The 25,212-nt window shown below is 71.7% G+C and carries 22 protein-coding genes; 12 read left to right on the forward strand and 10 right to left on the reverse strand.

The annotated features are described in order from the left end of the window. Positions 1-11 precede the first annotated feature (11 nt). From P8T65_RS35785 to P8T65_RS35805, 5 genes are all read right to left on the reverse strand, one after another. Positions 12-1,241, reverse strand: coding sequence for a branched-chain amino acid ABC transporter substrate-binding protein (locus P8T65_RS35785; RefSeq protein WP_316729306.1), 1,230 nt, complete (start codon positions 1,239-1,241; stop codon positions 12-14). A gap of 279 nt (positions 1,242-1,520) precedes the next feature. Then, entirely contained in the window at positions 1,521-2,180 is a 660-nt protein-coding gene (locus tag P8T65_RS35790) for a Tat pathway signal sequence domain protein (RefSeq protein ID WP_316729308.1), read from the reverse strand. Beyond that, positions 2,177-2,593 carry a hypothetical protein gene (locus P8T65_RS35795; protein ID WP_316729309.1) on the reverse strand — a complete coding sequence of 139 codons (417 nt, stop codon included), beginning with the start codon at positions 2,591-2,593 and terminating at the stop codon, positions 2,177-2,179. The genes P8T65_RS35790 and P8T65_RS35795 overlap by 4 nt, the downstream gene beginning before the upstream one ends. Before the next feature lie 81 nt (positions 2,594-2,674). Further along, positions 2,675-3,163 carry a hotdog fold thioesterase gene (locus P8T65_RS35800; protein ID WP_215454578.1) on the reverse strand — a complete coding sequence of 163 codons (489 nt, stop codon included), beginning with the start codon at positions 3,161-3,163 and terminating at the stop codon, positions 2,675-2,677. A gap of 65 nt (positions 3,164-3,228) precedes the next feature. Further along, positions 3,229-5,508, reverse strand: coding sequence for an FdhF/YdeP family oxidoreductase (locus P8T65_RS35805; protein ID WP_316729310.1), 2,280 nt, complete (start codon positions 5,506-5,508; stop codon positions 3,229-3,231). A 402-nt stretch (positions 5,509-5,910) separates the two neighbouring features. Here P8T65_RS35805 and polA point away from each other — a divergent pair, with 402 nt between their 5' ends. Next, positions 5,911-8,637 carry a DNA polymerase I gene (gene polA, locus P8T65_RS35810; RefSeq protein ID WP_316729311.1) on the forward strand — a complete coding sequence of 909 codons (2,727 nt, stop codon included), beginning with the start codon at positions 5,911-5,913 and terminating at the stop codon, positions 8,635-8,637. Positions 8,638-9,230: 593 nt separating this feature from the next. On the opposite strand, the gene P8T65_RS35815 is transcribed toward polA, so the two are convergent. Further along, a complete protein-coding gene (locus P8T65_RS35815; RefSeq protein ID WP_316729312.1) occupies positions 9,231-10,088 on the reverse strand; it encodes a DUF4184 family protein in 858 nt (285 codons plus the stop codon). A 377-nt stretch (positions 10,089-10,465) separates the two neighbouring features. On the opposite strand from P8T65_RS35815, the gene P8T65_RS35820 reads away from it, so the two are divergent. The 3 genes from P8T65_RS35820 (at position 10,466) to P8T65_RS35830 (ending at position 13,581) form a co-directional block, all read left to right on the forward strand. Beyond that, entirely contained in the window at positions 10,466-12,256 is a 1,791-nt protein-coding gene (locus P8T65_RS35820) for a lytic murein transglycosylase (RefSeq protein WP_316729313.1), read from the forward strand. A gap of 175 nt (positions 12,257-12,431) precedes the next feature. Continuing rightward, the gene (locus P8T65_RS35825) at positions 12,432-12,566 is read left to right on the forward strand and encodes an SPW_0924 family protein (protein WP_184895373.1); all 135 of its coding nucleotides are present in this window, start codon (positions 12,432-12,434) and stop codon (positions 12,564-12,566) included. Positions 12,567-12,588: 22 nt separating this feature from the next. Then, positions 12,589-13,581: a DUF3068 domain-containing protein gene (locus P8T65_RS35830; RefSeq protein ID WP_316729314.1), complete on the forward strand. Its 993-nt coding sequence runs from the start codon at positions 12,589-12,591 to the stop codon at positions 13,579-13,581. Here the strand turns inward: P8T65_RS35830 and hrpB are convergent. Both hrpB and P8T65_RS35840 read right to left on the reverse strand, forming a co-directional pair. After that, the gene (gene hrpB / locus P8T65_RS35835) at positions 13,571-16,120 is read right to left on the reverse strand and encodes an ATP-dependent helicase HrpB (RefSeq protein ID WP_316729315.1); all 2,550 of its coding nucleotides are present in this window, start codon (positions 16,118-16,120) and stop codon (positions 13,571-13,573) included. The two genes, P8T65_RS35830 and hrpB, sit on opposite strands and share 11 nt — an antisense overlap. Before the next feature lie 25 nt (positions 16,121-16,145). Beyond that, positions 16,146-17,150 carry a class I SAM-dependent methyltransferase gene (locus P8T65_RS35840; protein ID WP_399101591.1) on the reverse strand — a complete coding sequence of 335 codons (1,005 nt, stop codon included), beginning with the start codon at positions 17,148-17,150 and terminating at the stop codon, positions 16,146-16,148. Between the two features lie 227 nt (positions 17,151-17,377). On the opposite strand from P8T65_RS35840, the gene rpsA reads away from it, so the two are divergent. From rpsA to P8T65_RS35860, 4 genes are all read left to right on the forward strand, one after another. Next, on the forward strand, positions 17,378-18,874 hold the full coding sequence (gene rpsA, locus P8T65_RS35845; protein WP_184895379.1) for a 30S ribosomal protein S1: 1,497 nt from the start codon (positions 17,378-17,380) through the stop codon (positions 18,872-18,874). Positions 18,875-19,034: 160 nt separating this feature from the next. After that, positions 19,035-19,973, forward strand: a complete 939-nt coding sequence (locus P8T65_RS35850; protein ID WP_316729316.1) for a PAC2 family protein — start codon at positions 19,035-19,037, stop codon at positions 19,971-19,973. 61 nt (positions 19,974-20,034) lie between these two features. Then, the gene (gene coaE / locus P8T65_RS35855) at positions 20,035-20,664 is read left to right on the forward strand and encodes a dephospho-CoA kinase (RefSeq protein ID WP_316729317.1); all 630 of its coding nucleotides are present in this window, start codon (positions 20,035-20,037) and stop codon (positions 20,662-20,664) included. Between the two features lie 49 nt (positions 20,665-20,713). After that, positions 20,714-21,094, forward strand: a complete 381-nt coding sequence (locus P8T65_RS35860) for a tetratricopeptide repeat protein (RefSeq protein WP_045555218.1) — start codon at positions 20,714-20,716, stop codon at positions 21,092-21,094. A 15-nt stretch (positions 21,095-21,109) separates the two neighbouring features. Here the strand turns inward: P8T65_RS35860 and P8T65_RS35865 are convergent, their stop codons facing one another. Next, positions 21,110-21,373 carry a DUF6343 family protein gene (locus P8T65_RS35865; protein ID WP_316729320.1) on the reverse strand — a complete coding sequence of 88 codons (264 nt, stop codon included), beginning with the start codon at positions 21,371-21,373 and terminating at the stop codon, positions 21,110-21,112. 86 nt (positions 21,374-21,459) lie between these two features. Here P8T65_RS35865 and P8T65_RS35870 point away from each other — a divergent pair, with 86 nt between their 5' ends. From P8T65_RS35870 to P8T65_RS35880, 3 genes are all read left to right on the forward strand, one after another. After that, positions 21,460-22,455, forward strand: a complete 996-nt coding sequence (locus P8T65_RS35870) for an acyltransferase domain-containing protein (RefSeq protein WP_316729322.1) — start codon at positions 21,460-21,462, stop codon at positions 22,453-22,455. A gap of 123 nt (positions 22,456-22,578) precedes the next feature. Continuing rightward, positions 22,579-23,259: a methyltransferase domain-containing protein gene (locus P8T65_RS35875; protein ID WP_316729323.1), complete on the forward strand. Its 681-nt coding sequence runs from the start codon at positions 22,579-22,581 to the stop codon at positions 23,257-23,259. Positions 23,260-23,379: 120 nt separating this feature from the next. Continuing rightward, positions 23,380-23,814, forward strand: coding sequence for a DoxX family protein (locus P8T65_RS35880; protein ID WP_316729324.1), 435 nt, complete (start codon positions 23,380-23,382; stop codon positions 23,812-23,814). A 13-nt stretch (positions 23,815-23,827) separates the two neighbouring features. On the opposite strand, the gene P8T65_RS35885 is transcribed toward P8T65_RS35880, so the two are convergent. After that, positions 23,828-24,337 (reverse strand): RNA-binding S4 domain-containing protein, encoded by a 510-nt coding sequence (locus P8T65_RS35885; RefSeq protein WP_316729325.1) that lies wholly within the window; start codon positions 24,335-24,337, stop codon positions 23,828-23,830. Between the two features lie 63 nt (positions 24,338-24,400). Here P8T65_RS35885 and P8T65_RS35890 point away from each other — a divergent pair, with 63 nt between their 5' ends. After that, on the forward strand, positions 24,401-25,162 hold the full coding sequence (locus P8T65_RS35890) for a uracil-DNA glycosylase (RefSeq protein WP_316729326.1): 762 nt from the start codon (positions 24,401-24,403) through the stop codon (positions 25,160-25,162). The last annotated feature ends 50 nt before the right edge of the window (positions 25,163-25,212 follow it).

Consider the following 25,212-nt stretch of genomic DNA (forward strand, 5'->3'; position numbering starts at 1 on the left):
GCGGGTGTGGATCAGCCGGAGTAGGTGCCGGACTTCACGGCCTTCCACTCGCCACCCTCGACGGAGTAGACGGTCAGCTGCTTGTTGGTGGCGTCTCCGTACTCGTCGAAGGAGACCTTGCCGGTCACACCGTCGAAGGAGACGCCCTGCATGGCTTCGGTGATCTTGGCGCGGGCGTCGTCGGGAAGCTTGCCGTCGTTGTCCTCGACGACCTTCTTCACGGCTTCGATGATCGCCCAGGCCGAGTCGTAGGAGTAGCCTCCGTACGCCTCGAAGCCCTCCTTGTAGCCCGCGGCCTCGTAGTTGGCGACGAACTCCTTGGCCGAGGGCAGTTCCTCGACGGGCGCGCCGACGGAGGTGGCGAGGTCGCCGGTGCTGCCGGAGCCGGCGAGCTTGATGAACTCGCCGCTGTAGATGCCGTCACCGCCGACGAGCGGGATCTTGGCGCCGGCGGCCTTGATCTGCTTGCTGAGCGGGCCGGCCTGGGGGTACTCGCCGCCGTAGTAGACGACGTCGGCGCCGGAGGACTTGACCTCGGTGGCGACCGCGGAGAAGTCCTTGGCCTCGGGGTCGATGTGCTCGGTGCCGACGACCTTGCCACCGAGCTTCTTGAACTCGGCGGAGAAGGTGGCGGCGAGGCCGGCGCCGTAGGTCTTCTTGTCGTCGATGACGAAGACCTTCTTCTTCTTGGCGTCGTTGTAGACGTACTGCGCGGCGAACGGGCCCTGGATGGCGTCCGTGGTCGCGGTGCGGAAGTACGACTTGTACGGGCGGGTCTTGGTCTTCTGCCAGTCCGGGCCCTGGGTCAGGGCCGGGTTGGTGTTGGCGGGGGAGACCTCGACGAGTTTGGCGTCGTCGAAGACCTTCTGCATGGACTCGGCGACCGAGGAGTTCAGCGGGCCGACGACACCGAGGACGTTCTTGTCGGCGACGAGCTTGGTGGCGTTCTGCTGGCCCGAGGAGGGCTGCGCCTGGTCGTCGAGGGCTTCGATCTTGAAGGTTATGCCCTCGACGTACTTGTCCTTGTTGGCGGTCTTGGCGGCGAGGTCCACGGAGTTCTTGATGCCGAGACCCAGCGCGGAGAGGTCACCGGTCAGCGGGGCGTCGACGCCGATGACGACAGTGGTGCCACCTTCGGCTTCCGAGCCGCCGTTGCCCTCGTCGCGCGAACCGCAGGCGGTGAGAGTGAGTGCTCCCGCCGCCAGCGCGGCGGTGATGGCGATGAGCGAACGTTGACGCACGATCAGTCCTTTCCCTGGCACGGCCCTTCCTGTTGGAAGTGGCCGAGTCGAGCGCTGGGCCGAAGACGTGACTTCGATTCCGTTGGCGCGGTGACTGGCCGTGACTCTAAGCGTGTGTGGGGAACGTGGAGGAGAGTCTGACGAAGGCTGTGACGCTCTTGTTATGACACGAGGTAATGCAGAGCGGTACTCAGTGGGTGGATGCGCGGAATTCAGGCCGATTCGCCCTGTCCACATAGTGAGAAAGTGCAGGGTCGGCGCGGGTGTGCTCAGGAGCGTTCAGCCTTTTGGTGATGACGTGGAATCGTTGCCGCAGGCTACTCGAAGGGCGTCGGAGAGGTCTCGTGCGTAGCGCTCACCCAGGATGAAACTGTGCGCTTCTATTGCGCGCGTATTACGTAGCGTTACATCCAGGAAGGGAAGTCCGGCGTTCTCCGGTGCTTTCCCGCATTCGAGGACGCGCATGGTGACGACGATCCTTCGGGCCTCTTTCGTCCCGATCCGGAACGGAGTCCTCGGGTCCGTGCGCAGGGACAGTCCCGCGTAGGGCTGGGTCATCCGGTCGACGGTGATCGCGGGGCCGTACCGCACGCTCAGCTCCACCTCGAAGCCGAAGCGGCCGCCCGGCGTCCCCTCGGACCGCGCCACCGGGCCGAGGTAGGCGACCACGACGGCCTGGGAGGGGTACGGCGTCTCGCGCGGCGTCGGCCGCGGTGTCGGTGCCGCTGTGGGCCGGGTCGCGTAGAGGTAGCCGCCGCCGACGAGTACGACCACCGCCGTCGCGCCCGCGAGCACGGCCCGGCGGTGCCGGGCGTACACCTGGGCGTACCGCCCGCGCGGCGGTTCGGGTGGGGAAGCGGTGTCCGGGGTCGACGTGTCGTCCGCCGTGTCCCACGCGCGCGTGCCCTCGCCCGGCTCCACGGGGCCGACCCCGCTCAACCCCAGGGCCCCTCGCCGGGACCGCCCGAGCGGTACCACTCCTGGCAGTCCGCGCGGGCCCGCCGTTCGATCAGCCGCCGAGCGGCGGCGGAACCGGCGCGCTTCTTCTCGGCCCTGGCCTCGTCGACGACCTCCCGCAGGATGTCGTACTGCCCGTTCGACAGTCCCATGGACTGATAGTCCCCATAGGTGTCGCCGTCCAGCACCTCCAGCGACCAGTGCGTGACGAGCTTCGCGCACAGGTCCTCGGGCGGGGTGGCCGACGGTGACGGCGATCCGCCGGCCCGCGCGGTCGTCGAGGGGCCCGCCGTCCCGCCGGTCGGTCCCGTCCCCGCGCACCCGGTGACCAGGACGCCGATCAGCAGCGCCGGCCCGAGCGCCGCCCCCGGCCAGAGGGCTCCTCCCGTTGCCATGCCCCGACGCTAGAGCCTGCGTGGCCCGGGTGACCAGAGGCGAACAGGCCCTCGCGCCGGCCCGCCCCTCGTCCGTACGTCTCACTCGGCGTTCCGGGCCCTCGCGTCCGGGGCGGCGGGGGCGTCCCGCAACAGACAGGTCAGCCGGGCCGTGCACACCCTCCGGCCCGCTTCGTCGCTGATCACGATCTCGTACGTCGCCGTCGAGCGGCCCTGGTGCAGGGGGGTGGCGACACCGGTCACCAGCCCGGACCGCGCGCCCCGGTGGTGGGTGCAGTTCAGGTCCACACCGACAGCGATCTTGGAGCTGCCGGCGTGCAGCATGGAGCCGACCGAGCCGAGCGTCTCCGCCAGCACGGCGGACGCGCCGCCGTGCAGCAGCCCGTACGGCTGGGTGTTGCCCTCCACCGGCATCGTGCCGACGACCCGGTCCGCCGAGGCCTCCACGATCTGAACGCCCATCCGGGTGCCCAGGTGTCCGGCGGAGAACATCGCGACCAGGTCGATGCCGAGGCTCGCGTACTCGTCGATGACCTCTTGCGGGAACTTCACGTGGTGCTGCTCGCCCATGGGGCTCCGTTCGTCGTCGATCGCCTGCGCCGCCGGCGGGGTGCGCCGGTGTGCTGAGCAAACGCTCAGTCGGTGGACGATTGTTCCAGACGGACCACGACGGACTTGCTGGCCGGGGTGTTGCTGGTGTCGGCGGTGGAGTCCAGCGGCACCAGGACGTTGGTCTCCGGGTAGTAGGCGGCCGCGCAGCCGCGCGCCGTCGGGTAGTGCACCACCCGGAAGCCGGGCGCGCGCCGCTCGACGCCGTCCTTCCACTCGCCCACCAGGTCCACGTACGACCCGTCGGCGAGCTTCAGCTCCCGTGCGTCGTCGGGGTTGACCAGCACGACCCGGCGGCCGTTCCTGATGCCGCGGTAGCGGTCGTCCAGGCCGTAGATGGTGGTGTTGTACTGGTCGTGCGAGCGCAGCGTCTGCAGCAGCAGACGGCCCTCGGGCAGCCGCGGGTACTCCACCGGGGCGGCCGTGAAGTTGGCCTTGCCGGTGGCGGTGGGGAAGCGGCGCTCGTCGCGCGGGGCGTGCGGGAGGGCGAAGCCGTTCGGGTCGGCCACGCGCGCGTTGAAGTCCTCGAACCCGGGCACCACGCGCGCGATGCGGTCGCGGACGGTCGCGTAGTCCTTCTCGAACTCCTCCCAGGGCGTGCGGCTTTCCTCGCCGAGGACCCGGCGGGCGAGCCGGCACACGATGGCCGGCTCGGACAGCAGCTGCTCGCTCGCGGGCTCCAGGCGGCCGCGTGAGGCGTGCACCATGCCCATGGAGTCCTCGACGGTCACGAACTGCTCGCCGCCGCCCTGGAGATCGCGCTCGGTGCGTCCCAGGGTGGGCAGGATCAGCGCCCGCGCGCCCGTGACGGCGTGCGAGCGGTTCAGCTTCGTCGACACGTGCACGGTCAGCCGTGCCCGGCGCATCGCCGCCTCCGTGACCTCCGTGTCGGGGGACGCCGAGACGAAGTTGCCGCCCATCGCGAAGAACACCTTCGCCTTGTCGTCGCGCATGGCCTTGATGGCCCGTACGACGTCGTAGCCGTGGTCCCGGGGCGGGGCGAAGCCGAACTCCTTCTCCAGGGCGTCCAGGAACGCCGGAGCGGGCCGCTCGAAGATGCCCATCGTGCGGTCGCCCTGCACGTTGGAGTGGCCGCGCACCGGGCAGACACCGGCGCCGGGGCGGCCGATGTTGCCGCGCAGCAGCAGGAAGTTGACCACCTCGCGGATGGTGGGGACCGAGTGCTTGTGCTGGGTGAGACCCATGGCCCAGCAGACGATGGTCCGCCGCGAGGCGAGGACCATGCGCAGCGCCTCGTCGATCTTCTCGCGGGTGAGGCCGGTCGCGGTGAGCGTCGCGTCCCAGTCGGCGGCGCGGGCGGCCTCGGTGAACTCCTCGAAGCCGTGGGTGTGTTCGCGGACGAACTCCTCGTCGACCGCGCCCTCCGTCTCCAGGATCAGCTTGTTCAGCAGACGGAACAGAGCCTGGTCGCCGCCGATGCGGATCTGGAGGAACAGGTCGGTGAGGGCGGCGCCCTTGAGCATGCCCTGCGGCGTCTGCGGGTTCTTGAACCGCTCCAGCCCCGCCTCGGGCAGCGGGTTCACGGTGATGATCTTCGCGCCGTTGGCCTTGGCCCGCTCCAGCGCGGAGAGCATCCGTGGGTGGTTGGTCCCCGGATTCTGCCCGGCGACGATGATCAGATCGGCCTGGTAGAGGTCCTCCAGCAGGACGCTGCCCTTACCGATGCCGATGGTCTCGTTGAGCGCGGAGCCCGACGACTCGTGGCACATGTTGGAGCAGTCCGGCAGGTTGTTCGTGCCGAACTCGCGGGCGAACAGCTGGTACAGGAACGCGGCCTCGTTGCTGGTGCGCCCGGAGGTGTAGAAGAGCGCCTCGTCGGGGGAGTCGAGGGCCTTCAGCTCCTCGGCGACGATGTCGAAGGCGCGGTCCCAGGACACCGGCTCGTACCGGTCGCCGCCCTCGGGGAGGTACACGGGGTGGGTGAGCCGCCCCTGCTGTCCCAGCCAGTAGCCGCTGCGCGTGGCGAGATCGGCCACGCTGTGGGCGGCGAAGAACTCGGGGGTGACCCGGCGGAGCGTGGCCTCCTCGGCGACCGCCTTCGCGCCGTTCTCGCAGAACTCCGCCGCGTGCCGGTGGTCCGGCTCCGGCCAGGCGCAGCCCGGGCAGTCGAAACCGTCCTTCTGGTTGACCCGCAGCAGCGTCAGCGCGGTCCGCTTCACGCCCATCTGCTGCTGCGCGATCCGCAGGGTGTGCCCGATCGCCGGCAGCCCCGCCGCGGCGTGCTGGGGTTCCGCGACCCGGGGCGCGTCCTGAACCGGATCATTCTTCGGCGCCTTGCCGGCCATGGCTGCTCCCCATTCGCATACGTGCTCGTCGGGCGGGTGGCTACACCTCCGATCCTCGCACGCGTCATCACCCCCGAACGAGGCCGACCGCTGATCGCGACGACGGGGTGGCGACCGGGCCGGGACCAGGGTCGTGGAGGGCGGGGCGGGGGCTGCGGCGGGGCAGGGCGGGGCTGGTGGCAACGGGCGGTCGGCGGCGCTCGCCGGTCGGTGGTCGGAGACGGGCGACGGGTGCCACCATGTGCTGCCCGTGCTGCCCGTGCTGCCCGCGGCGTCCGGAAGTGTCCGGCTGGGTTCGCGGTGGTTCGTCGTCCGAGGCGATCCGGCACCCCGGTCTCGGTCGGGGCTCCTCCGTACGTCCCTGGGGTCCGGGTGTCAGTGGTACGTGGCAGGATCGGGGGCGTGGCAGAGACAGGATCGAAGAAGACCGACAGCACCCCCGGCGGCAGCCGTCCCCGGCTCATGCTCATGGACGGGCACTCGCTGGCCTACCGCGCGTTCTTCGCGCTGCCCGCGGAGAATTTCACGACGGCGACCGGCCAGCCGACCAACGCGATCTACGGCTTCGCGTCGATGCTGGCGAACACGCTGCGCGACGAGGCCCCCACCCACTTCGCGGTCGCGTTCGACGTCTCCCGCAAGACCTGGCGCTCGGAGGAGTTCACCGAGTACAAGGCGAACCGCTCGAAGACCCCGGACGAGTTCAAGGGCCAGGTCGAACTGATCGGCGAGCTGCTCGACGCGATGCACGCCGTCCGCTTCGCCGTCGACGGCTTCGAGGCCGACGACGTCATCGCCACCCTCGCCACCCAGGCCGAGGCCGAGGGCTTCGAGGTCCTCATCGTCACCGGCGACCGCGACTCCTTCCAGCTCGTCAGCGAGCACACCACCGTGCTCTACCCGACGAAGGGCGTCTCGGAGCTGACCCGGTTCACCCCGGAGAAGGTGTTCGAGAAGTACGGCCTCACCCCCGCCCAGTACCCGGACTTCGCGGCCCTGCGCGGCGATCCGTCCGACAACCTCCCCGGCATCCCCGGCGTCGGCGAGAAGACCGCCGCGAAGTGGATCAACCAGTTCGGTTCGTTCGCGGACCTCGTCGAGCGCGTCGAGGAGGTCAAGGGCAAGGCCGGGCAGAATCTCCGCGACCACCTGGAGGCCGTCAAGCTCAACCGCCGCCTCACCGAGATGGTCCGCACGGTCGAACTCCCCAAGGGCGTGGGCGACCTGGAGCGCGCCGCGTACGACCGCAAGGCCGTCGCGATGGTGCTGGACACCCTGGAGATTCGCAACCCCTCGCTGCGCGAGCGTCTGCTCGCCGTCGACCCGGGCGCGGAGGAGGCCGACGCCGCCTCGCCGGCCGCCCCCGGCGTCGAGGTGGACGGCACGGTCCTCGCCTCCGGCGAACTGGCCCCCTGGCTCACCGAGCACGGCACGGACGTCCTCGGCGTCGCCACCGTGGACACCTGGGCGCTCGGCACCGGCTCGGTCGCCGAGGTCGCGCTCGCCGCCGCCGGGGGAGCGGCCGCCTGGTTCGACCCGACGCAGCTGGACGAGACGGACGAGACGGCGTGGGCGTCCTGGCTCGCCGACATCGCCAGGCCGAAGGTGTTCCACAACGCCAAGGGCGCGATGCGGGTCTTCGCCGAGCACGGCTGGACCGTGGACGGCGTCTCCATGGACACCGCGCTCGCCGCCTACCTGGTCAAGCCGGGACGCCGCTCCTTCGACCTGGACGCGCTCTCCCTGGAGTACCTGGGCCGCGAGCTGGCGCCCGCCGCGACCGCCGACGGCCAGCTGGCCTTCGGCGCGGACGAGGGTGCCGAGGCCGACGCGCTGATGGTGCAGGCCCGCGCGATCCTCGACCTGGGCGAGGCGTTCGCGGAGCGGCTGGAGGAGGTCGGTGCCGCGGAGCTGCTGCGTGACGTGGAGCTGCCCACCTCCGCGCTGCTGGCCCGGATGGAGCGCCACGGCATCGCGGCGGACCAGGCACATCTGGAGGCCATGGAGCAGATGTTCGCGGCCGCCGTGCAGCAGGCGGTGAAGGAGGCGCACGCGGCGGCGGGGCACGAGTTCAACCTGGGCTCGCCCAAGCAGCTCCAGGAGGTCCTCTTCGGTGAGCTGGGCCTGCCCAAGACCAAGCGCACCAAGACGGGCTACACCACGGACGCGGACGCCCTCGCCTGGCTGGCCGGCCAGACGGACAACGAACTGCCGGTCATCATGCTCCGTCACCGCGAGCAGGCGAGGCTGCGGGTCACCGTCGAGGGCCTGATCAAGATGATCGCCGGGGACGGCCGGATCCACACCACCTTCAACCAGACGGTCGCCGCCACGGGCCGTCTCTCCTCCGTCGACCCGAACCTGCAGAACATCCCCGTCCGCACCGACGAGGGCCGGGCCATCCGCCGCGGCTTCGTCGTCGGCGAGGGCTTCGAGTCCCTGATGACGGCGGACTACAGCCAGATCGAACTGCGCGTCATGGCCCACCTCTCCGAGGACGCGGGCCTGATCGAGGCGTTCACCTCAGGCGAGGACCTGCACACCACGGCCGCCGCGCAGGTGTTCGGCGTCGAGCAGTCCGCCGTCGACGCCGAGATGCGCCGCAAGATCAAGGCGATGTCGTACGGCCTGGCCTACGGGCTGTCCGCGTTCGGCCTCTCCCAGCAGCTGAACATCGAGGCGGGTGAGGCGCGGGCCCTGATGGACGCGTACTTCGAGCGGTTCGGCGGCGTACGGGACTATCTGCGCCGGGTCGTGGACGAGGCGCGGGCGACGGGATACACGGCGACGCTCTTCGGGCGCCGGCGCTATCTGCCCGACCTCAACAGCGACAACCGGCAGCGCCGGGAGGCCGCGGAGCGGATGGCTCTGAACGCGCCGATCCAGGGCACCGCCGCCGACATCGTCAAGATCGCCATGCTCAACGTGGGCCGCGCCCTGGACGAGGCGGGCCTCGCCTCCCGCATGCTCCTCCAGGTCCACGACGAAATCGTCCTGGAGATCGCCCCCGGTGAACGGGAGCGCACGGAGCAGATCCTCCGCCGGGAGATGGCCGACGCGGTCCACCTGAGGGCCCCGCTGGATGTCTCGGTGGGCTACGGCCCGGACTGGGAGTCGGCGGCACACTAGCGACCGCGGTGCGGCGGCTCGGGGACGGGTTGCGTTTGCGGGTGCGGCTGCGTGGGGCTTCTCGCGCAGTTCCCCGCACCCCTAAAAGACAGCCCTGCGGGCTGAAGGACGACGGGGCCGCGGGCTGAAAAGCACGGGGCGCAGCCCCGGCTTTTCAGGGGCGCGGGGAACTGCGCGACCAGCCCCCACCGGACCCGCACCCGCCAACACACACCACGGCCCGCACTCGAAACCGCACCCGCACTCGAAACCGCACCCGAACCCGAACCCGAGAACGACCCCCCGGCCCCCGCCGGGGGTCACCCGACCAGCCCCCACCACCGCGCCCCCGCCGTAGCACAGCCGTAAGGATGCCCGCATGGGCATACGCACGCTCCGCCGTCGTACAGCGACAGCTGCCACCCGCCTGTCAGGGGTGCGAACCCGCCTCAGCCGGGGCCCCTGGACCCGCACCCGCGTCCGGCGGCCCCACAGCCTCTACCCCTGGCCGCTGACCCACCCCCTCGCGGCCCTCCTCGGCCACGTCCCGCCGTACGCGGCACGCGCCGCCAGACCCCGCCTCCCCCGTGGCGGCCCGCCCCGGAGCCCCGCACTCAGCGGTGGACAGGACTGTCCGTCGCCGCCTCCGCGTCGGCCGCGGGCGCCGCAACGGCAGGAGCCGGGCGCCGCGCCCTGACGCCGACGCCGTAGAGGACCACGCCGACCACCAGCCCGGCGCCCGCCCCGAAGCACAGGGTCGGGATCACCTCGTACGGCTTGGCGACCGACCCCCAGTACGCCCACCATCGGGCCACCCGCTGCACCGCCGCCACCAGCGCGCACCCGCCGATGACGACGCCCGCCACCCACCGGTCGGCCGAGGAGAGCACCGGCACGCCCACGGGCTCGCCCGCCGGCTGCCGGCGCAGCGCCCGCACGGCGAAGACGGCGAGGACGACCGCCGCGACGGCGGAGCCGCCGTACTGGAGGTACCAGTAGAGCGGCGAGCCCGCGATCTCCTCGCCGAGGACGGGGAAGAGCCGCATCCCCCACCGGTCGAGATGCGTGAACGCGTCCCACACCACATGGCTCAGCGAACCGAGGGCGGCCGAGACGTACCACCACAGCGCGACCGAGGGGCTGAACCGCCGCGCCCCCGTCCCGCACCGCACCAGCGCGGCCACTCTCCCCTGCCGCCCTCTCGGCAACAGCGCCACCAGCGGCTCCCGGAGCACCAGCCACAGCCCGACCAGCGCCCAGGTGACGAGAATGTCGACGGTGAAGACCCCGGTGAAGGAGTGCGTGACATCGCCGAACTCCATGGCCTCGGGCAGCACACTCGCCGCGTAGTAGGTCATGTCGGGCGCGAACGAACCGGCCACGAGCACCGAGGGCACCAGGGGCCAGCGCCCGGTCCCGTTCCCCCGCAGGGCGGGCAGTACGGCGGCCGCGTGGCTGAGCGTGAAGGGCAAGTCGTCCCCCTGTGACGGACTTTGGCCGGACGGATCGACCGGCGATGACCGGTCGCCAGTATGCGTGAAGGGGGGCGGCCCTCCGGAAAGACGCCCACCGACAGAAAGCCGATAAGGCCAATAGGTGAATACCGGGCACGAACGGGTGTCCGGGCGACGGAAGTTGTCGTAGGGTCGCCTGGGCCGTCGTGCCGGTCGGCGCGGTGGTCACCGGAGTTCTGGAAAAAGGAATGCCGGAAGAGCGCAACCAAGACCGGAACTCCGGAGTCGGTGTACCTGGGCGGGGAAGCCGGTCCGGCGAAACCGGGAGAAATGCCCGAGACATCACGAGACGGGAAGAACGCCGAGGCGTTCGGTCACCGGGAGGGGTTCACTCAATGGCGGCGCAGTTCGGTTTGAGGCTCCGCAAGGGGGCGGCCACGACCGCCCTGGCCGCGGCCACGGTAGCGGCGCTCGCCGCCTCCCAGGCCCCGGGAGTGACCACCGACAGCGCGGGCAGACAGACCACGGGTTCGCCCTCCCCGGAGATGAGCACCCAGGCCGACGAGACGGCCACCGGCAACTCGCGGTACTACACGGACCTTCCGCCTCTCGACAGCCCCACCCCGACGACGGGTCCGGGCGACACCTCCGGCACCGCCGGCGGCAGCGAGAGCGGCATACCCGCGACCGTCCTCGACGCCTACAAGAAGGCCGAGGCGTCCCTGCGCGCGTCCAAGCCCGGCTGCAACCTGCCCTGGCAACTCCTCGCCGCCATCGGCAAGGTCGAGTCCGGACAGGCGCGGGGCGGCCGTGTCGACACCGAGGGCACGACGATCGGCAAGATCCTCGGCCCCCAGCTCAACGGCAACGGCTTCGCGAACATCAGCGACACCGACAACGGCGTCTACGACGACGACAGCACGCACGACCGCGCGGTCGGCCCCATGCAGTTCATCCCCTCCACCTGGGAGTGGGCGGGTCGCGACGGCAACGACGACGGTGCCGAGGACCCCAACAACATCTACGACGCCGCCCTCTCCGCCGGCCACTACCTGTGCCGCTTCGACTGGGACCTGTCGAACGACGCCAACCTGCGCAGCGCGATCCTCAGCTACAACAACTCGACGGAGTACTACAACACCGTCATGAGGTGGCTGGAGCACTACCGCAAGGGCACGCACGAGATCCCGGACGGCACCGGCTCCCTGCCGCAGACGCCGAGCGGCGGCAACGGCAACAACACCGGCGGCCGCAACGGCGGCGGCTCCACGACGAGCCCCAGCCCCAAGCCGTCCAAGCCGTCCAAGCCGTCCAAGCCGGGGAAGCCCGGCACCGGCGAGCCGGGTGGTGGCGGCAGCAGCACCCCGAAGCCGCCCACCACCACACCGCCGGGCACACCCACGGACTCGGTGCACCACCTGGAGAACGCGGGCGCGTCGAACCTCACGGCCATGGCGGGGGACACCTTCACCGGCAGGCTCGCCACCCGCACCGAGACCAAGGCCGGCAAGGCCGTCGCGAAGGTCCGGGTCCGGTTCACCGTCGTCGGCGGCACCGACACCACGTTCACCGGCGGTGAGAAGGTGGCCACCGTCATCACCGACAGCACGGGCAAGGCCACCGCCCCCGCGCTCGTGGCCGGCGAGAAGACCGGCACCGTCACCGTCCGGGCCACCGTCGTGGGCCGCTCCGTGACAGCCCTCGACCACAAGGTCACCGTCACCGCCCGCCGGGCCGACGCCCTCGCCCGCACCGGCACCACCGCGCTGACCTGCGTGCCGAACGGCGAGTTCGCCGAGCAGATCGAACTCAAGGCCACCTACAGGGGAGAGGTCGCCGACAAGGTCGCCGTCAGGGCGACCCTGATCAAGTCCCTCCTCGACACCACCGTGAACGACAAGGGCCCCTCCTTCGACAAGGACGCCGCGGGCAACCCCATCCGCACCCTGACCGGCCTGGAGACCGACGCCGACGGTGCTCTCAAGCTCCCGAAGCTCTACTCCGACGACGCCACCGGCACGTTCCTGCTGCGCATCGAGACCGAGGGCGGCGCCACCCTCACGCTCGAACTGAAGGTGGAGGACCCGGCCGAGCCGACCGAGCCGACAGAGCCGACCGAGCCGGCCGAACCCACGGAGACGACGGACGCGACGGAGCCGGCGACGCCGAGCCCCAGCGCGTCCTAGACACGAGTCCTGGACCTCTCGGCCGGTCCGTACGGCCACGGCGGCGCCCCTCCTCCACGAGGGGCGCCGCCGTCGTCCGTGCGCGACGTGTTCTCATCTGGCGCGCCCGTTGCTACCGTGCCGGACCTGACGACCTATCAGTTCCCTTCATGGGGCCCGTAGTCGGGAGGTCCGTATGCGCGCCCTGATCGCCGCCGCGAGCGGTCTCGCCCTCGCTCTCGCCCTGGTGTTCACGCTCACCGCACTGGGCTCACCGACGGGGAAGACGTCACCGAAGCCGCTGCTGACGACGGTCCCCGCACATCCGTGACCGCCAGGGAGGGAGACCCGAGATGCGCCGTAGGGCCGGTCTGATCCTGCTCGCGCTCGCCGTGTTCTTCACCGCGCTGTCCCCACTGCTGCGCTGGTACGCCTTCCCGAACCTGGCCAAGATCCCGGCGAACCAGTACCAGGACATGGTCCTGGAGGCCAAGGACGCCACCCTCCTCGACTACGGCACGATGACCGCCCGCACGGTCCCGAAGGTCACCATCGTGCAGACCCTCAAGGGCAACGTGGAGGCCTCCGAGGAGATCGAGAAGAGCACCGACCGGGACGTCGTCGTCTGGGACGGCCTGTCGTACGTCCAGGGCCCCGACGGCGAGATGGTCTCCCGCATCCCCGAGCGCTACATCTTCGACGCCCACACCCAGGAACCCGTCCACGCCAAGGGCGAGATGGTCGACGGCGACCCCGTGCGGCGCCGGGGCCTGGAGTTCAAGTGGCCCTTCCTCACCGAGAAGCGGGACTACGAGTACTTCGACGCCCAGGCCCGGATCACCGCCCCCATCCACTACAAGGGCACCCAGGACTTCCGCGGTGTCGAGGTCTACTACTTCGAACAGACCATCCCCTGGACCGAGGTCCCCTTCCCCCGCACCATGCCCGTGGAAGGCATCACCCGGGAGACGGTCGCACAGACGGGCACGACCCGCTGGTACACCACGGTCCGCAAGTTCTGGGTGGAACCCGTCACCGGAGCCCCCGTCTACGGCGAGGAGATCCACAAGGAGGAACTGCGCGGCGGCACGCTCCTCGGCGACCGCGAGAAGGTGACCGCCTTCGCCGGGCACGTGAAGATGCGCGAGGACTACATCGAGCACACGGTCGACCTGGTCGAGTCCCAGCGCCTCCTCGTCCTCCTCATGACCTCCTACCTCCCCTGGGGCTTCCTGGGCCTAGGCCTGCTGCTCCTCGCCCTCTCCCTCTACGTCGAGGCCCACGGCCGAAGGCCCGGCGAACCGGAGTCCGCGAGGCCCCCGGCGTCCGAGCCGGTCAACGCCTGAGCCGCGCGTTGGTGAACCGGGTGGGCTCGGCCGTCGCCGGGTCCTCCGGCCACGGATGCTTGGGATAACGGCCCCGCAGCTCCGCCCGTACGGCCCGGTACCCGTCCCGCCAGAACGAGGCGAGATCGGCGGTGACGGCGGCGGGCCGCCCGGCGGGGGACAGCAGATGCACCAGCACCGGAACCCCGGCCAGCACGGGCGACTCCCGCAGCCCGAACATCTCCTGCAACTTCACCGCCAGCACCGGCTGTTCGGGCCGCGAGTAGTCGACCCGGATCCGGGACCCGCTCGGCACTTCGATCCGCTCGGGCGCCAGCTCGTCCAGCCGTACGGCGTCCCCCGCGGCCCACGGCAGCAGCCGCCTCAGCCCCTGCCCGGCATCGATCCGCCCGAGGCCGGCCCGCCGCCGGGCCCGGCTCAACTCGGGCTCCAGCCACTCCTGCACGCGCGCGTGCAGGGCACTGTCGGACACGTCGGGCCAGGGTTCACCGAGCCGCCCCCTCAGGAACGCCAGCCGCTCCCGCAGCCGCGCCGCGTCCTCGGACCACCGCAACAGCCCGAACCCCTCGTCCCGCAGCCCCTCCAGCAACGCCTCCCGCACGCGCGCGGGCGCCGCCTCCCGCAACGGCCGCGCCGCCAGCTCCACGGCCCCCAGTCGCTCCACCCGGCGAGCCACCACATCCCCGTCCCGCCACGCGACCTCCTCGTCCCGCCGGTACAGACCCCCGGCCGCCTCCCGGGCGACCCGCTCGTCGATCGCGACCCCGAGCCGCACGCGCGCGTGCCCGCCGCCCACCGCCCGGTCGGCGACGGCCACGGCGATCCAGGGCCCCTCTCGCAACCCGGACCCCTCCGGCACCTCGGCCCGGGTCCCGGACACCATGAGGAACGCCCCACCGTCACGTCGAGCCACCCGCTCCGGGAACGCCAGGGCGGCCACCACCCCGACGCCGTGATCGCCCCCGGCACCCACGGCCGTCCCACCGTTCGCGGCGTCGCCGCGCGGCTCACCCGGTGGGGAGTCGGGCGCGTGCGGCGACGCGGTCCGCAGGCGCCGGGCCTCCGCGCGCCAGCGGGCCGCGTAGGCGTCGCCCCCGCGCCGGGCGCGCAGCAACGCGGCGGCCAGGTCGTCGCCGTACTCCCGCGGCGGCTCCTCGCTCAGCAGCGCCACGACCTCCGCCGCGAGCTCGGCGCCCACCAGCGGCGTCGCGTCGAGGAGGGCCCGGGCCAGCCGGGGATGCAGGCCCAGACGGGACATGCGTACACCCCTTTCCGTGGCGTGACCGGCGGAGCCGACCGCCCCGATCGCCGAGAGCACGCCGCGCGCCGCCGCCATCGCCCCGCTCGGCGGCGGGTCCAGCAACGCGAGCCCCGTCGCCTCCGCATCACCCCAGCAGGCCGCCTGCAACGCGAACGCCGTCAGGTCGGCCACCTTGATCTCCGGCGCGGGGAAACGCGGCAGACGGGCGTCCTCGGCCTCCGCCCAGCACCGGTAGACGACCCCCGGGGCCTCGCGCCCCGCCCGCCCGGCCCGCTGCCGCCCGGCCGCCCGTGAGGCCCGCAGCGTCGTCAGCGCGCCGAGCCCGCGCGCGTGGTCGACCCGCGGCTCCCGCGCGAGCCCCGAGTCCACGACCACCCGCACACCGGGCACCGTCAGCGAGGACTCCGCGACCGACGTCGCCAGGACCACCCGCCGCCGCTCCCCGCCCGCCAGCACCGCGTCCTGCACCGCGGCCGGCGCCCGACCGTGCACCTGGAGCACGTCCACGTCACCGAGCCCGCCCAACTGCCCCGCCACGCGCGCGATCTCGCCCACGCCCGGCAGGAAACACAGGACGTCACCCTCCCGTTCGGTCAGCGCCCGCCGCACCACCGACGCGACATGCGTCAGCGCCGCCGGGTCCACCCGCATCCCGTGCGGCGGCCGTACCGGACGGGCCGGCGGCGCCCACACCACCTCCACCGGATACGCCACGCCCTCGGCGGCGACCACCGGCGCCCCGCCCAGCAGCCGCGCCCAGCCCTCCGCGTCGGTCGTCGCCGACGCCGCCACCAGCCGCAGCTCGGGCCGCAGCGCCGCCCGCACGTCCAGCAGGAACGCCGCGACCGTGTCCGCGTCCAGATGTCGTTCGTGGCACTCGTCGAGCACGACGACGTCGACGTTCGGCAACTCCTGGTCCCGCTGCAGCCGTTGCAGCAGGACACCGGTCGTGACGACCTCCACGCGCGCGCGTGGGCCCACGACCCGCTCGCCGCGCACGGTGTACCCGACGCTGTCGCCGACCTTCTCGCCCAGCAGCCACGCCATCCGGCGGGCCGCCGCCCGCGCCGCGATCCGCCGGGGCTCGGCGACGACCACCCGACGCGCCGGCCGTCCGCCGCCGTTCAGCAGCCCCGCCAGGGCCAGCGGCACCAGCGTCGTCTTCCCGGTGCCGGGCGGCGCCACGAGGACGGCGGTGCCGTGCCCCTCCAGGGCCTCCTCCAGAGCGGGCAGGGCGGCGCGCACGGGCAGCGCGTCCAGGGCGTCGTCACGGATCACGCCCCCAGTGTGTCGCGTGCCCGGGTCAGTCCCGCTCGCACACGAAGATCGCCGTCCCCGGGATCAGGTTGCCGCGCAGCGGGGACCAGCCTCCCCACTCGGAGGAGTTCCAGGCGGGCCACTCCGGCTCGACCAGATCGACCAGCCGGAAGTCCGCGGCCACGACGTCCCGGACACGGTCGCCGATCGTGCGGTGGTGCTCCACGTACACCGCCCGCCCCCGCTCGTCCTGCTCGACGTACGGCGTGCGGTCGAAGTAGGAGCCGGAGACGGACAGACCGTCGGGGCCGGGCTCGTCGGGGAAGGCCCAGCGGATCGGATGGGTCACCGAGAAGACGAAACGGCCCTCGGGGCGCAGGACCCGGCGGACCTCCCGCAGCACCCCCACCGGGTCGGCGACGAAGGGCAGCGCCCCGTACGCCGAGCACGCCAGGTCGAAGGAGGCGTCCGCGAAGGGCAGATCGCCGGCGTCGGCGCACACCAGGGGGAACGAGCTCCCGATGCGCAGCGCGTGCTGCAGCTGGCGGTGGGAGAGGTCCAGGGCCACCGGACGGGCCCCCTGGGCGGCCAGCCAGCGCGCGCACTGCGCGGCACCGGCGCCGATCTCCAGGACGTCCTTGCCCTTCAGCTCCTCGGGCGGCCCCAGCAGCTCCGCCTCCACCTCGTCGAGCCCCTCCGGGCCCCACACGAAACGGTCGTCGCCGAGGAACGTGCCGTGCTCGACCTGGTAGTCGTCGGCGTTCCGGTCCCACCAGCCCCGGTTGGCCCGGGAACTCTCCGTCACCCCGGCGTCGCGGCGGGTGGCCTCCGGTTCGTCCGCCTCGGACGTCCCGCCGGCCCCGTGGGCCGCGTCGGCTTCGTGGACTTCGGGCTCTTGGATGATCGGCTCCCTCGTCGTACTCTTCCGTAACCTGCGTGCGACCCGCTCCGGTGGTGACACGAAAGGGGTCTCCCAGGCCTGCGTGGCCTCAAGGGACAGGTTTTGTGCCGGGTATGCGGCGTTCCGCCCCGGGTGTGCGCCTTCGCGCATTGACCGTGCCTGGCTGCCCCCGTATGCTACAAGTTGCGCTGCGGGCCTGCGCACCTCAGACGTAGCAGGCTGCGCTCGCATCTGTCGTATGTCCCCTCGGTTTTCGAGGCGCCATTGGCTTTTCGTCATGTGGTGCTTCCTTGGCTGTCCGGCTTCTTCAGAGCGATACGGGCTCCCGGCGTAGCAGTACCTACGACTTCAATGTCCGTACCGGAGCCCTTTCCCACATGACGAGCAGCACCGAGACCACCGCCACCACCCCGCAGGTTGCGGTCAACGACATCGGTAACGAGGAAGCCTTCCTCGCCGCGATCGACGAGACGATCAAGTACTTCAACGACGGCGACATCGTCGACGGCGTCATCGTGAAGGTCGACCGGGACGAGGTCCTGCTCGACATCGGTTACAAGACCGAAGGTGTCATCCCGAGCCGCGAGCTGTCGATCAAGCACGACGTCGACCCCAACGAGGTCGTCGCCGTCGGTGACGAGATCGAAGCCCTTGTTCTCCAGAAGGAGGACAAGGAAGGCCGCCTGATCCTCTCGAAGAAGCGCGCCCAGTACGAGCGTGCCTGGGGCACCATCGAGAAGATCAAGGAAGAGGACGGCATCGTCACCGGTACCGTCATCGAGGTCGTCAAGGGTGGTCTCATCCTCGACATCGGCCTCCGTGGCTTCCTGCCGGCCTCCCTCGTCGAGATGCGTCGTGTCCGCGACCTCCAGCCCTACGTGGGCAAGGAGCTCGAGGCGAAGATCATCGAGCTGGACAAGAACCGCAACAACGTGGTCCTGTCCCGCCGTGCCTGGCTGGAGCAGACCCAGTCCGAGGTCCGCCAGACGTTCCTCACGACCCTCCAGAAGGGTCAGGTCCGCTCCGGCGTGGTCTCCTCGATCGTCAACTTCGGTGCCTTCGTGGACCTGGGTGGCGTCGACGGTCTGGTCCACGTCTCCGAGCTGTCCTGGAAGCACATCGACCACCCCTCCGAGGTCGTCGAGGTCGGCCAGGAGGTCACGGTCGAGGTCCTCGACGTCGACATGGACCGCGAGCGCGTCTCCCTGTCGCTGAAGGCGACCCAGGAAGACCCGTGGCAGCAGTTCGCCCGGACCCACCAGATCGGCCAGGTCGTGCCCGGCAAGGTCACGAAGCTGGTTCCGTTCGGTGCGTTCGTCCGCGTGGACGAGGGCATCGAGGGTCTGGTCCACATCTCCGAGCTGGCCGAGCGCCACGTGGAGATCCCGGAGCAGGTCGTCCAGGTCAACGACGAGATCTTCGTCAAGGTCATCGACATCGACCTGGAGCGGCGCCGGATCTCGCTGTCCCTCAAGCAGGCCAACGAGTCCTTCGGTTCGGACCCGGCCTCGGTCGAGTTCGACCCGACCCTGTACGGCATGGCCGCGTCCTACGACGACCAGGGCAACTACATCTACCCCGAGGGCTTCGACCCCGAGACCAACGACTGGCTCGAGGGCTACGAGACCCAGCGCGAGGCTTGGGAGGGCCAGTACGCCGAGGCGCAGCAGCGCTTCGAGCAGCACCAGGCCCAGGTCATCAAGTCCCGCGAGGCCGACGCCGCTGCCGCGGCCGAGGGCGGCGACGCCGCGGGTGCGGCTCCGGCCGCGGGTGGTGGCTCCTACTCCTCCGAGGGTGCGGACACCTCCGGCGCGCTCGCCTCGGACGAGGCCCTCGCCGCGCTCCGCGAGAAGCTGGCCGGTGGCCAGAGCTGAACGCACACGGCTGAGCGATAGCCGATAACACCTCGGGCCCGCATCCCTCCGGATGCGGGCCCGAAGTGTGTCCCGGGCGGGCCGTGTTCGCGGCGCGTTCCGGGAATGCCCGGACCCGCTCCCGCGTTGTCGACTACGAACACGAGGAGGAGCGTTCACAGTGCTTGATCCGCAGGGTTTGTACGCATGGGAGCCGAACGGCCTGGCAGTCGTCGACATGGCGCTCGCCCAGGAGTCGGCGGGACTTGTCATGCTCTACCACTTCGACGGATACATCGACGCAGGTGAGACGGGCGACCAGATCGTCGAACGGCTCCTTGGCTCAACTCCCCACCAGGTGGTGGCCCGCTTCGACCACGACCGGCTCGTGGACTACCGGGCTCGCCGCCCGCTGCTGACGTTCAAGCGCGACCGCTGGACCGACTACGAGGTGCCGGCCCTGGAGGTGCGGCTCGTCCAGGACGCCACCGGAGCGCCGTTCCTGCTGCTGTCGGGCCCCGAGCCGGACGTGGAGTGGGAGCGTTTCGCGGCCGCCGTTCAGCAGATCGTGGAACGGCTCGGCGTCCGCCTGTCGGTCAACTTCCACGGCATCCCCATGGGCGTCCCGCACACCCGCCCGGTGGGCCTGACCCCGCACGGCAACCGGGCCGAGCTCGTCCCCGGACACCGCAGCCCCTTCGAGGAGGCCCAGGTGCCCGGCAGCGCCGAGTCCCTCGTGGAGTACCGCCTCATGGGAGCCGGGCACGACGTGCTGGGCGTCGCCGCGCACGTCCCGCACTACATCGCCCGCTCGCCCTACCCGGACGCCGCCCTGTCCGTCCTGGAGGCCGTCACGGCCGCCACCGGCCTGGTGCTGCCCTCCGTCGCCCACGCCCTGCGCACGGAGGCGCACCGCACGCAGACGGAGATCGACCGGCAGATCCGGGAGGGCGACGAGGAACTGGTCGCCCTCGTACAGGGCCTGGAGCACCAGTACGACGCCGCGGCGGGCGCCGAGACCCGGGGCAACATGCTCGCCGAGCCCGTCGACATCCCCTCCGCCGACGAGATCGGGCGGGAGTTCGAGAAGTTCCTCGCGGAGCGGGAGGGCGACGGCTGATCCTGCCCACCGCCCGCCTACCGCCTACCGGCCTCCTCGGCCAGGGCCTAAGCTGCCGGGCATGCTGAAAGTGGGTCTGACCGGCGGCATCGGGGCCGGCAAGAGCGAGGTGTCGCGGCTGCTGGTGGAGTGCGGCGCCGTACTGATCGACGCCGACCGCATCGCGCGCGAGGTCGTCGCACCAGGTACCCCCGGGCTCGCGGCGGTCGTCGAGACCTTCGGCGAGGGCGTCCTCGCGCCCGACGGGGGCCTGGACCGCCCCAAGCTGGGCTCCCTCGTGTTCGCGGACCCGGAGAAGCTCGCCGCGCTGAACGCGATCGTGCACCCGCTGGTGGGCGCCCGCTCCAGAGAGCTGGAGAGCGCCGCCGCCGAGGACTCCGTCGTCGTCCACGACGTCCCCCTGCTCGCCGAGAACGGCCTCGCCCCGCTGTACGACCTGGTGGTCGTCGTGGACGCGGCCCCCGAGACCCAGCTCGACCGCCTGGTACGGCTGCGCGGCATGACGGAGGAGGACGCCCGCGCGCGCATGGCCGCCCAGGCGACCCGCGAGAAGCGGCTGGAGATCGCGGACATCGTCGTCGACAACGACGTCCCCCTCGACGCGCTGCGGCGACGGGTGCGGGAGGTGTGGGCGGACCTCACCCGGCGGGCCCACTCGTCCCACGAGCAAACCGAACGCACGCAGGAATAGCGGGGTCCCAGGGGGCGTTGAACCGTCCCAGCAAGGGAAGGACTCAGCCGTGCCCGAGACCAGCGGTTCCACCGGACGTAGCCCTCAGACGCATGTCATCGACTTCCGCGCCGCCGAGCAACTGCTCGCCGCGAACGACCCGCGGGGCGCGGTCAAGCTGCTCGACCGAGTCATAGCCGAGCACCCCGAGAACACGGCCGCCCGGCTGCTGCGTGCCCGCGCCTTCTTCGCCGCGGCCCAACTGCGGCCCGCCGAGCTGGAGTTCACGATCGTCCTGGAGCGTGAACCGGACAACGCGTTCGCGCACTTCGCCCTGGCCCGCACCTATCAGCGCCAGGCCCGCCCCGACCAGGCCAAGCGCCACTTCCGGCTCGCCGCGGCCCTCGACCCGAACCCGCAGTACGTGGAAGCGGCCCGGTTCGACTCCTGACGGCCGGGCCCGCCGCTACGGGTGGGGCCCCGGCGGGTCGTAGGGTGGGATGTCGCGGCCCGGCTGGTAGTGCGGTCCCTGACGGATGTGGCGCACGACCATCACCAGGTCGACGGTGATGATCAGCCACAGCACTCCGCAGGCGACGGCCCAGCCGGGACGGCCGGCCAGAGCGAACGCCGCTGTCCCGGCGATCGCCCAGATCAGGCCCCATACGCTCAGCCAGAGTCGCATCCGCAGAGGACTGCGCGCTGTCGTCGGTTCACTGCCGGTACGCATCGGATCGCCACTCCTCCTCGTCCTACTCGGAAACGTACTCCCCGTCCCACGCGTTTCTCCAGGAGACCGAGCGAAACGGGGAGACGATGGCGCTGTTGGACGCGGTGCGGGCGGACGAGAGGCTCGCCGACTGGCTGCGGAGCCTGGAGGAGAGCGGGAGCGCCTCCACGGCGGACGCGCGGCTGCCGGACGCCGAGGACGAACTGGTCGACGCGCTGCTGGACCTCGCCGTGCCGTACGAGGACGTCAACGACCTGGTCGCGTCGCGCCGCACGCTGACGGCCGACGAGGGTGCGACCTGGCTGTTCGGGCGGTGCGTCGACGCTCTGGTGCGGGACATGGGGAAGGTCGGCAAGGGTCCGAGGCTCCTGCCGCTGCCCCTGGAGTCGGGCACGCTCGGCCGCTACTTCCAGGTGTACGTCTTCGTGGCGGCGCTCCCGTACGTGCGCGCGTACCACCGGGAGCGCGGGATCCCCGACGACGTCTCCCGGCGCACCCTGGCCGACCTGGGCCGCGGCCTGGTGCTGCACCGTCGGCGGTACGGCGTGGGCGGGCTGGTCGCGCCGACCTGGTTCTCTCTGCATTTCCACGGGGAGCTGTTCCAGCTCGGCCGGCTGCAGTACCAGCGAGCCCGGGTGGGCGGACGGGAAGGTGTCGCGCTGGCGGCGGCGGGCCTCGCCCTGGGACCTGGGGAACCCTGCCTCGACCTGCACATCCCCGACTACGCGGGGCCCCTGACCCCGCAGGCGTGCGACAGGTCGCTGGCGTCGGCCCACGACTTCTTCGCCCGGCGCTTCCCCGAGGAGCGGTACACGGCGGGCTGCTGCCACTCCTGGCTCCTCGACCCGCAGCTGGCCCGGTACCTGCCGGCGGACTCCAACATCGTCCGGTTCCAGCAGCGGTTCCGGGTCGCCGGCGGCACCGGCGAACCCGAGGACCACCTGCCGGTCCGTTTCGTGTTCGGGGACCCCGACCTGCCGGTGGAGACCCTGCCGCGCCGCACGCGTCTCGAACGGGCCGTGGGCGATCATCTGCGCGCGGGCGGGCACTGGTACAGCGGGCACGGCTGGTTCGCCTGGTGAGGTCCGCGCCCCGCGCGAGCCGGGGCGCCGCGGAGCGCGACCGGGCAGGGTTCACCTCATCGGGTGATGCATGACAGGAACGGCCCCTGCGCGCCCGGCCGTTGGACGGATATGAGCATTCAGATGCGTGAAGGGTACGGGGGGACCGGGCCCGGAGCGATCACCCCGGACGGCTGCGCGGTCGAGCTGTACACGCGGCTGCCGGTGGGCGACGAACCGGAGGTGATCGCGGGAGTCGCGCCCGAGGGTGCGCGCATTCTCGAACTGGGCTGCGGGGTGGGCCGGATGACCCACCCCCTGATCGAGCGGGGGTTCACCGTCACGGCCGTCGACGAGTCGGCGGAGATGCTGGAGCGGGTGCGCGGCGCCCGCACGGTGCACGCCTCGATCGAGGAACTCGACCTCGGTGAGAAGTTCGACGTGGTGCTGCTCGCCTCCTTCCTCGTCCACACCGCGGACCCCGAGGTGCGGAGGGGGATGCTCGCGACCTGTCTGCGGCATCTCGCGGACGACGGCTTCGTACTGATCCAGCGCGAGGGGGAGGACTATCACACCAACGTCCCCCGGGAACGGGTCGATCCCCGAGGCTTCACCGTCCGCATAGCGTCGACCGAGCCGATCGGGGACGGGGTCCACTCGGTGTTCGCGGAGTACTTCTTCCCGGACGGCGAATGGACTCAGACGTTCCGCTCACGCCCCCTGACCAAGGAGCAGTTCGAGGAGGCGCTGGCGGAGTCGGGGCTGACGGTGGACCGGTATCTGACGGAGGACCGGATCTGGGTGACGGCGGTGCCCGTGGGGTGAGCGGCCCGACCGGGGCGGGAATCTCGGCGTGAATTGTGTTCGGGCGGCGATGAGTTCGGGGGAGTGGTCCGGTCTACCTCTGTGACAGCGCATCCTCAACCGCTTCCCACAGGAGATCCCATGTCCGAGACCACCGCTCCCGTCGTCCGTACCGAGGCCACCGCGCGCGGTAAGGGCGCGCGCATCTCGCTGCGCGCGCTGCAGATCGCGCTCGCGCTGTTCTACGGGTTCGCGAGCGCGTTGCCCAAGCTGATCGCACACCCGTCGGCCGTCGAGTCCTTCGACACGCTCGGCTGGGGCAGCGCGGGGATGTACACCATCGGCCTGCTCGAACTGGCGGGTGCCGTCGGGCTGTTGATCCCCGTACTGGCTCCGGTCGCGGCGGTGTCGCTGAGCGCCCTGATGGTGGGGGCGTTCATCACACAGATCACCGCCTTCGGCGGGGAGTACGCGGCGACACCGCTCATCCTGATCGTGCCGCTCGCCCTGATCGCCTGGGTGCGACGCCAGGACGCGACCGGCCTGACGAAGCTCGCGCGCGGCCGCCGGGCGTGATCGTCGTGACGGATCAGGTGGGGCGGCGGTGACGGTCGGCGTTGGCCGCCTCGGCCAGGCCCCGCAGGCGCTCCATGTCCCGCCGGTCGCGCTTGGTCGGGCGGCCCGTGCCCCGGTCACGGATGCCCGCGGGGGCGACGGCCTCGCGGGGCGGGGGCGGCGGGGAGTTGTCGACGTAGCACTCGGCGGCGACGGGCGCGCCGACCCGCTTGCGGATCAGACGCCGCACGATCACGATCCGCTCGTGGCCCCCGGCCTGGCGCAGCCGGACCTCGTCGCCGACGCGCACCGCGTACGCGGGCTTGACGCGTTCGCCGTTGACGCGGACGTGGCCGCCCCGGCAGGCGGTGGCGCCCATCGAACGGGTCTTGACCAGGCGCACGGACCAGATCCAGCTGTCGACGCGCACGCTCTCGCCGCTCACCGGTCGGGCCGCCTCGGCCGACGCCGCCGCAGACCTGTCGGAGCCCCCGCTCGTCGCGGCCGGATCCTCCGCCCGCTCCTGCGTACCTTCAGAAGCCATGCCTCGACCTTAGCTCCCGGCCCGCCGCACGGGGGAGGCGATCACCGGACGTACCGTGGAGGAATGGACGGCGGCGGCAGCGATGGTGGCGGCGTGGTGGCCGGCGGAGGCGGTGCGGGCGGCGGGAAGGGCACCGGGTTGGCCGCGCTGGACGCGCGGATCACCGGATGCCGGGTCTGTCCCCGGTTGGTCGAGTGGCGGGAAGAGGTGGCGCGCACCCGGCGGGCAGCGTTCGCCGACCAGGAGTACTGGGGGCGGCCGGTACCGGGCTTCGGGCCGCCCGACGCCGCGCTGCTGATCGTCGGGCTCGCGCCGGCCGCGCACGGGGCGAACCGGACGGGGCGGATGTTCACCGGCGACCGTTCGGGCGACGTGCTGTACGCGGCGCTGCACGACGTGGGCCTGGCCTCGCGCGCCACGGCGGTCGCCGTGGACGACGGGCTGGAGCTCTACGGCGTGCGCATCACCTCACCCGTGCACTGCGCGCCGCCCGCCAACAAGCCGACGCCCGAGGAACGCGACACCTGTCGGCCGTGGCTTGTCCGGGAGCTGGAGCTGCTGCGGCCGACGCTGCGGGCCGTGGTCGTGCTCGGCGCCTTCGGCTGGCAGGCCGCGCTGCCCGCGCTCGCCCAGGCAGGCTGGGACGTGCCCCGGCCCCGGCCCGTCTTCGGGCACGGCACCCACGTACCACTCGACGGGCTCGACCTCTTCGGCTGCTTCCACGTCAGCCAGCGCAACACGTTCACCGGCCGCCTGACCCCCGCCATGCTGCGGGACGTCCTGCGGACGGCGGCGCGGTCGGCGGGGCTGACGGTCACGACGTAGTCGCGGGGAAGGTGCGCCCCGCCCCTGCGGAAAACTGGCTGTCGGCCTCC

Origin of the sequence: Streptomyces sp. 11x1 (assembly GCF_032598905.1) — a bacterium.
Taxonomy (GTDB): domain Bacteria; phylum Actinomycetota; class Actinomycetes; order Streptomycetales; family Streptomycetaceae; genus Streptomyces.

Coding starts and splice junctions, on each gene's coding strand:
- P8T65_RS35890 (WP_316729326.1), top strand. CDS start 24,401: ATGGACGGCGGCGGCAGCGATGGTGGCGGCGTGGTGGCCGGCGGAGGC.
- rpsA (WP_184895379.1), top strand. CDS start 17,378: ATGACGAGCAGCACCGAGACCACCGCCACCACCCCGCAGGTTGCGGTC.
- P8T65_RS35870 (WP_316729322.1), top strand. CDS start 21,460: ATGGCGCTGTTGGACGCGGTGCGGGCGGACGAGAGGCTCGCCGACTGG.
- P8T65_RS35795 (WP_316729309.1), bottom strand. CDS start 2,593: ATGGCAACGGGAGGAGCCCTCTGGCCGGGGGCGGCGCTCGGGCCGGCG.
- P8T65_RS35830 (WP_316729314.1), top strand. CDS start 12,589: ATGCGCCGTAGGGCCGGTCTGATCCTGCTCGCGCTCGCCGTGTTCTTC.
- P8T65_RS35875 (WP_316729323.1), top strand. CDS start 22,579: ATGCGTGAAGGGTACGGGGGGACCGGGCCCGGAGCGATCACCCCGGAC.
- P8T65_RS35880 (WP_316729324.1), top strand. CDS start 23,380: ATGTCCGAGACCACCGCTCCCGTCGTCCGTACCGAGGCCACCGCGCGC.
- P8T65_RS35800 (WP_215454578.1), bottom strand. CDS start 3,163: ATGGGCGAGCAGCACCACGTGAAGTTCCCGCAAGAGGTCATCGACGAG.
- P8T65_RS35865 (WP_316729320.1), bottom strand. CDS start 21,373: ATGCGTACCGGCAGTGAACCGACGACAGCGCGCAGTCCTCTGCGGATG.
- P8T65_RS35840 (WP_399101591.1), bottom strand. CDS start 17,150: ATGCGCGAAGGCGCACACCCGGGGCGGAACGCCGCATACCCGGCACAA.
- P8T65_RS35820 (WP_316729313.1), top strand. CDS start 10,466: ATGGCGGCGCAGTTCGGTTTGAGGCTCCGCAAGGGGGCGGCCACGACC.
- P8T65_RS35885 (WP_316729325.1), bottom strand. CDS start 24,337: ATGGCTTCTGAAGGTACGCAGGAGCGGGCGGAGGATCCGGCCGCGACG.
- P8T65_RS35805 (WP_316729310.1), bottom strand. CDS start 5,508: ATGGCCGGCAAGGCGCCGAAGAATGATCCGGTTCAGGACGCGCCCCGG.
- coaE (WP_316729317.1), top strand. CDS start 20,035: ATGCTGAAAGTGGGTCTGACCGGCGGCATCGGGGCCGGCAAGAGCGAG.
- P8T65_RS35825 (WP_184895373.1), top strand. CDS start 12,432: ATGCGCGCCCTGATCGCCGCCGCGAGCGGTCTCGCCCTCGCTCTCGCC.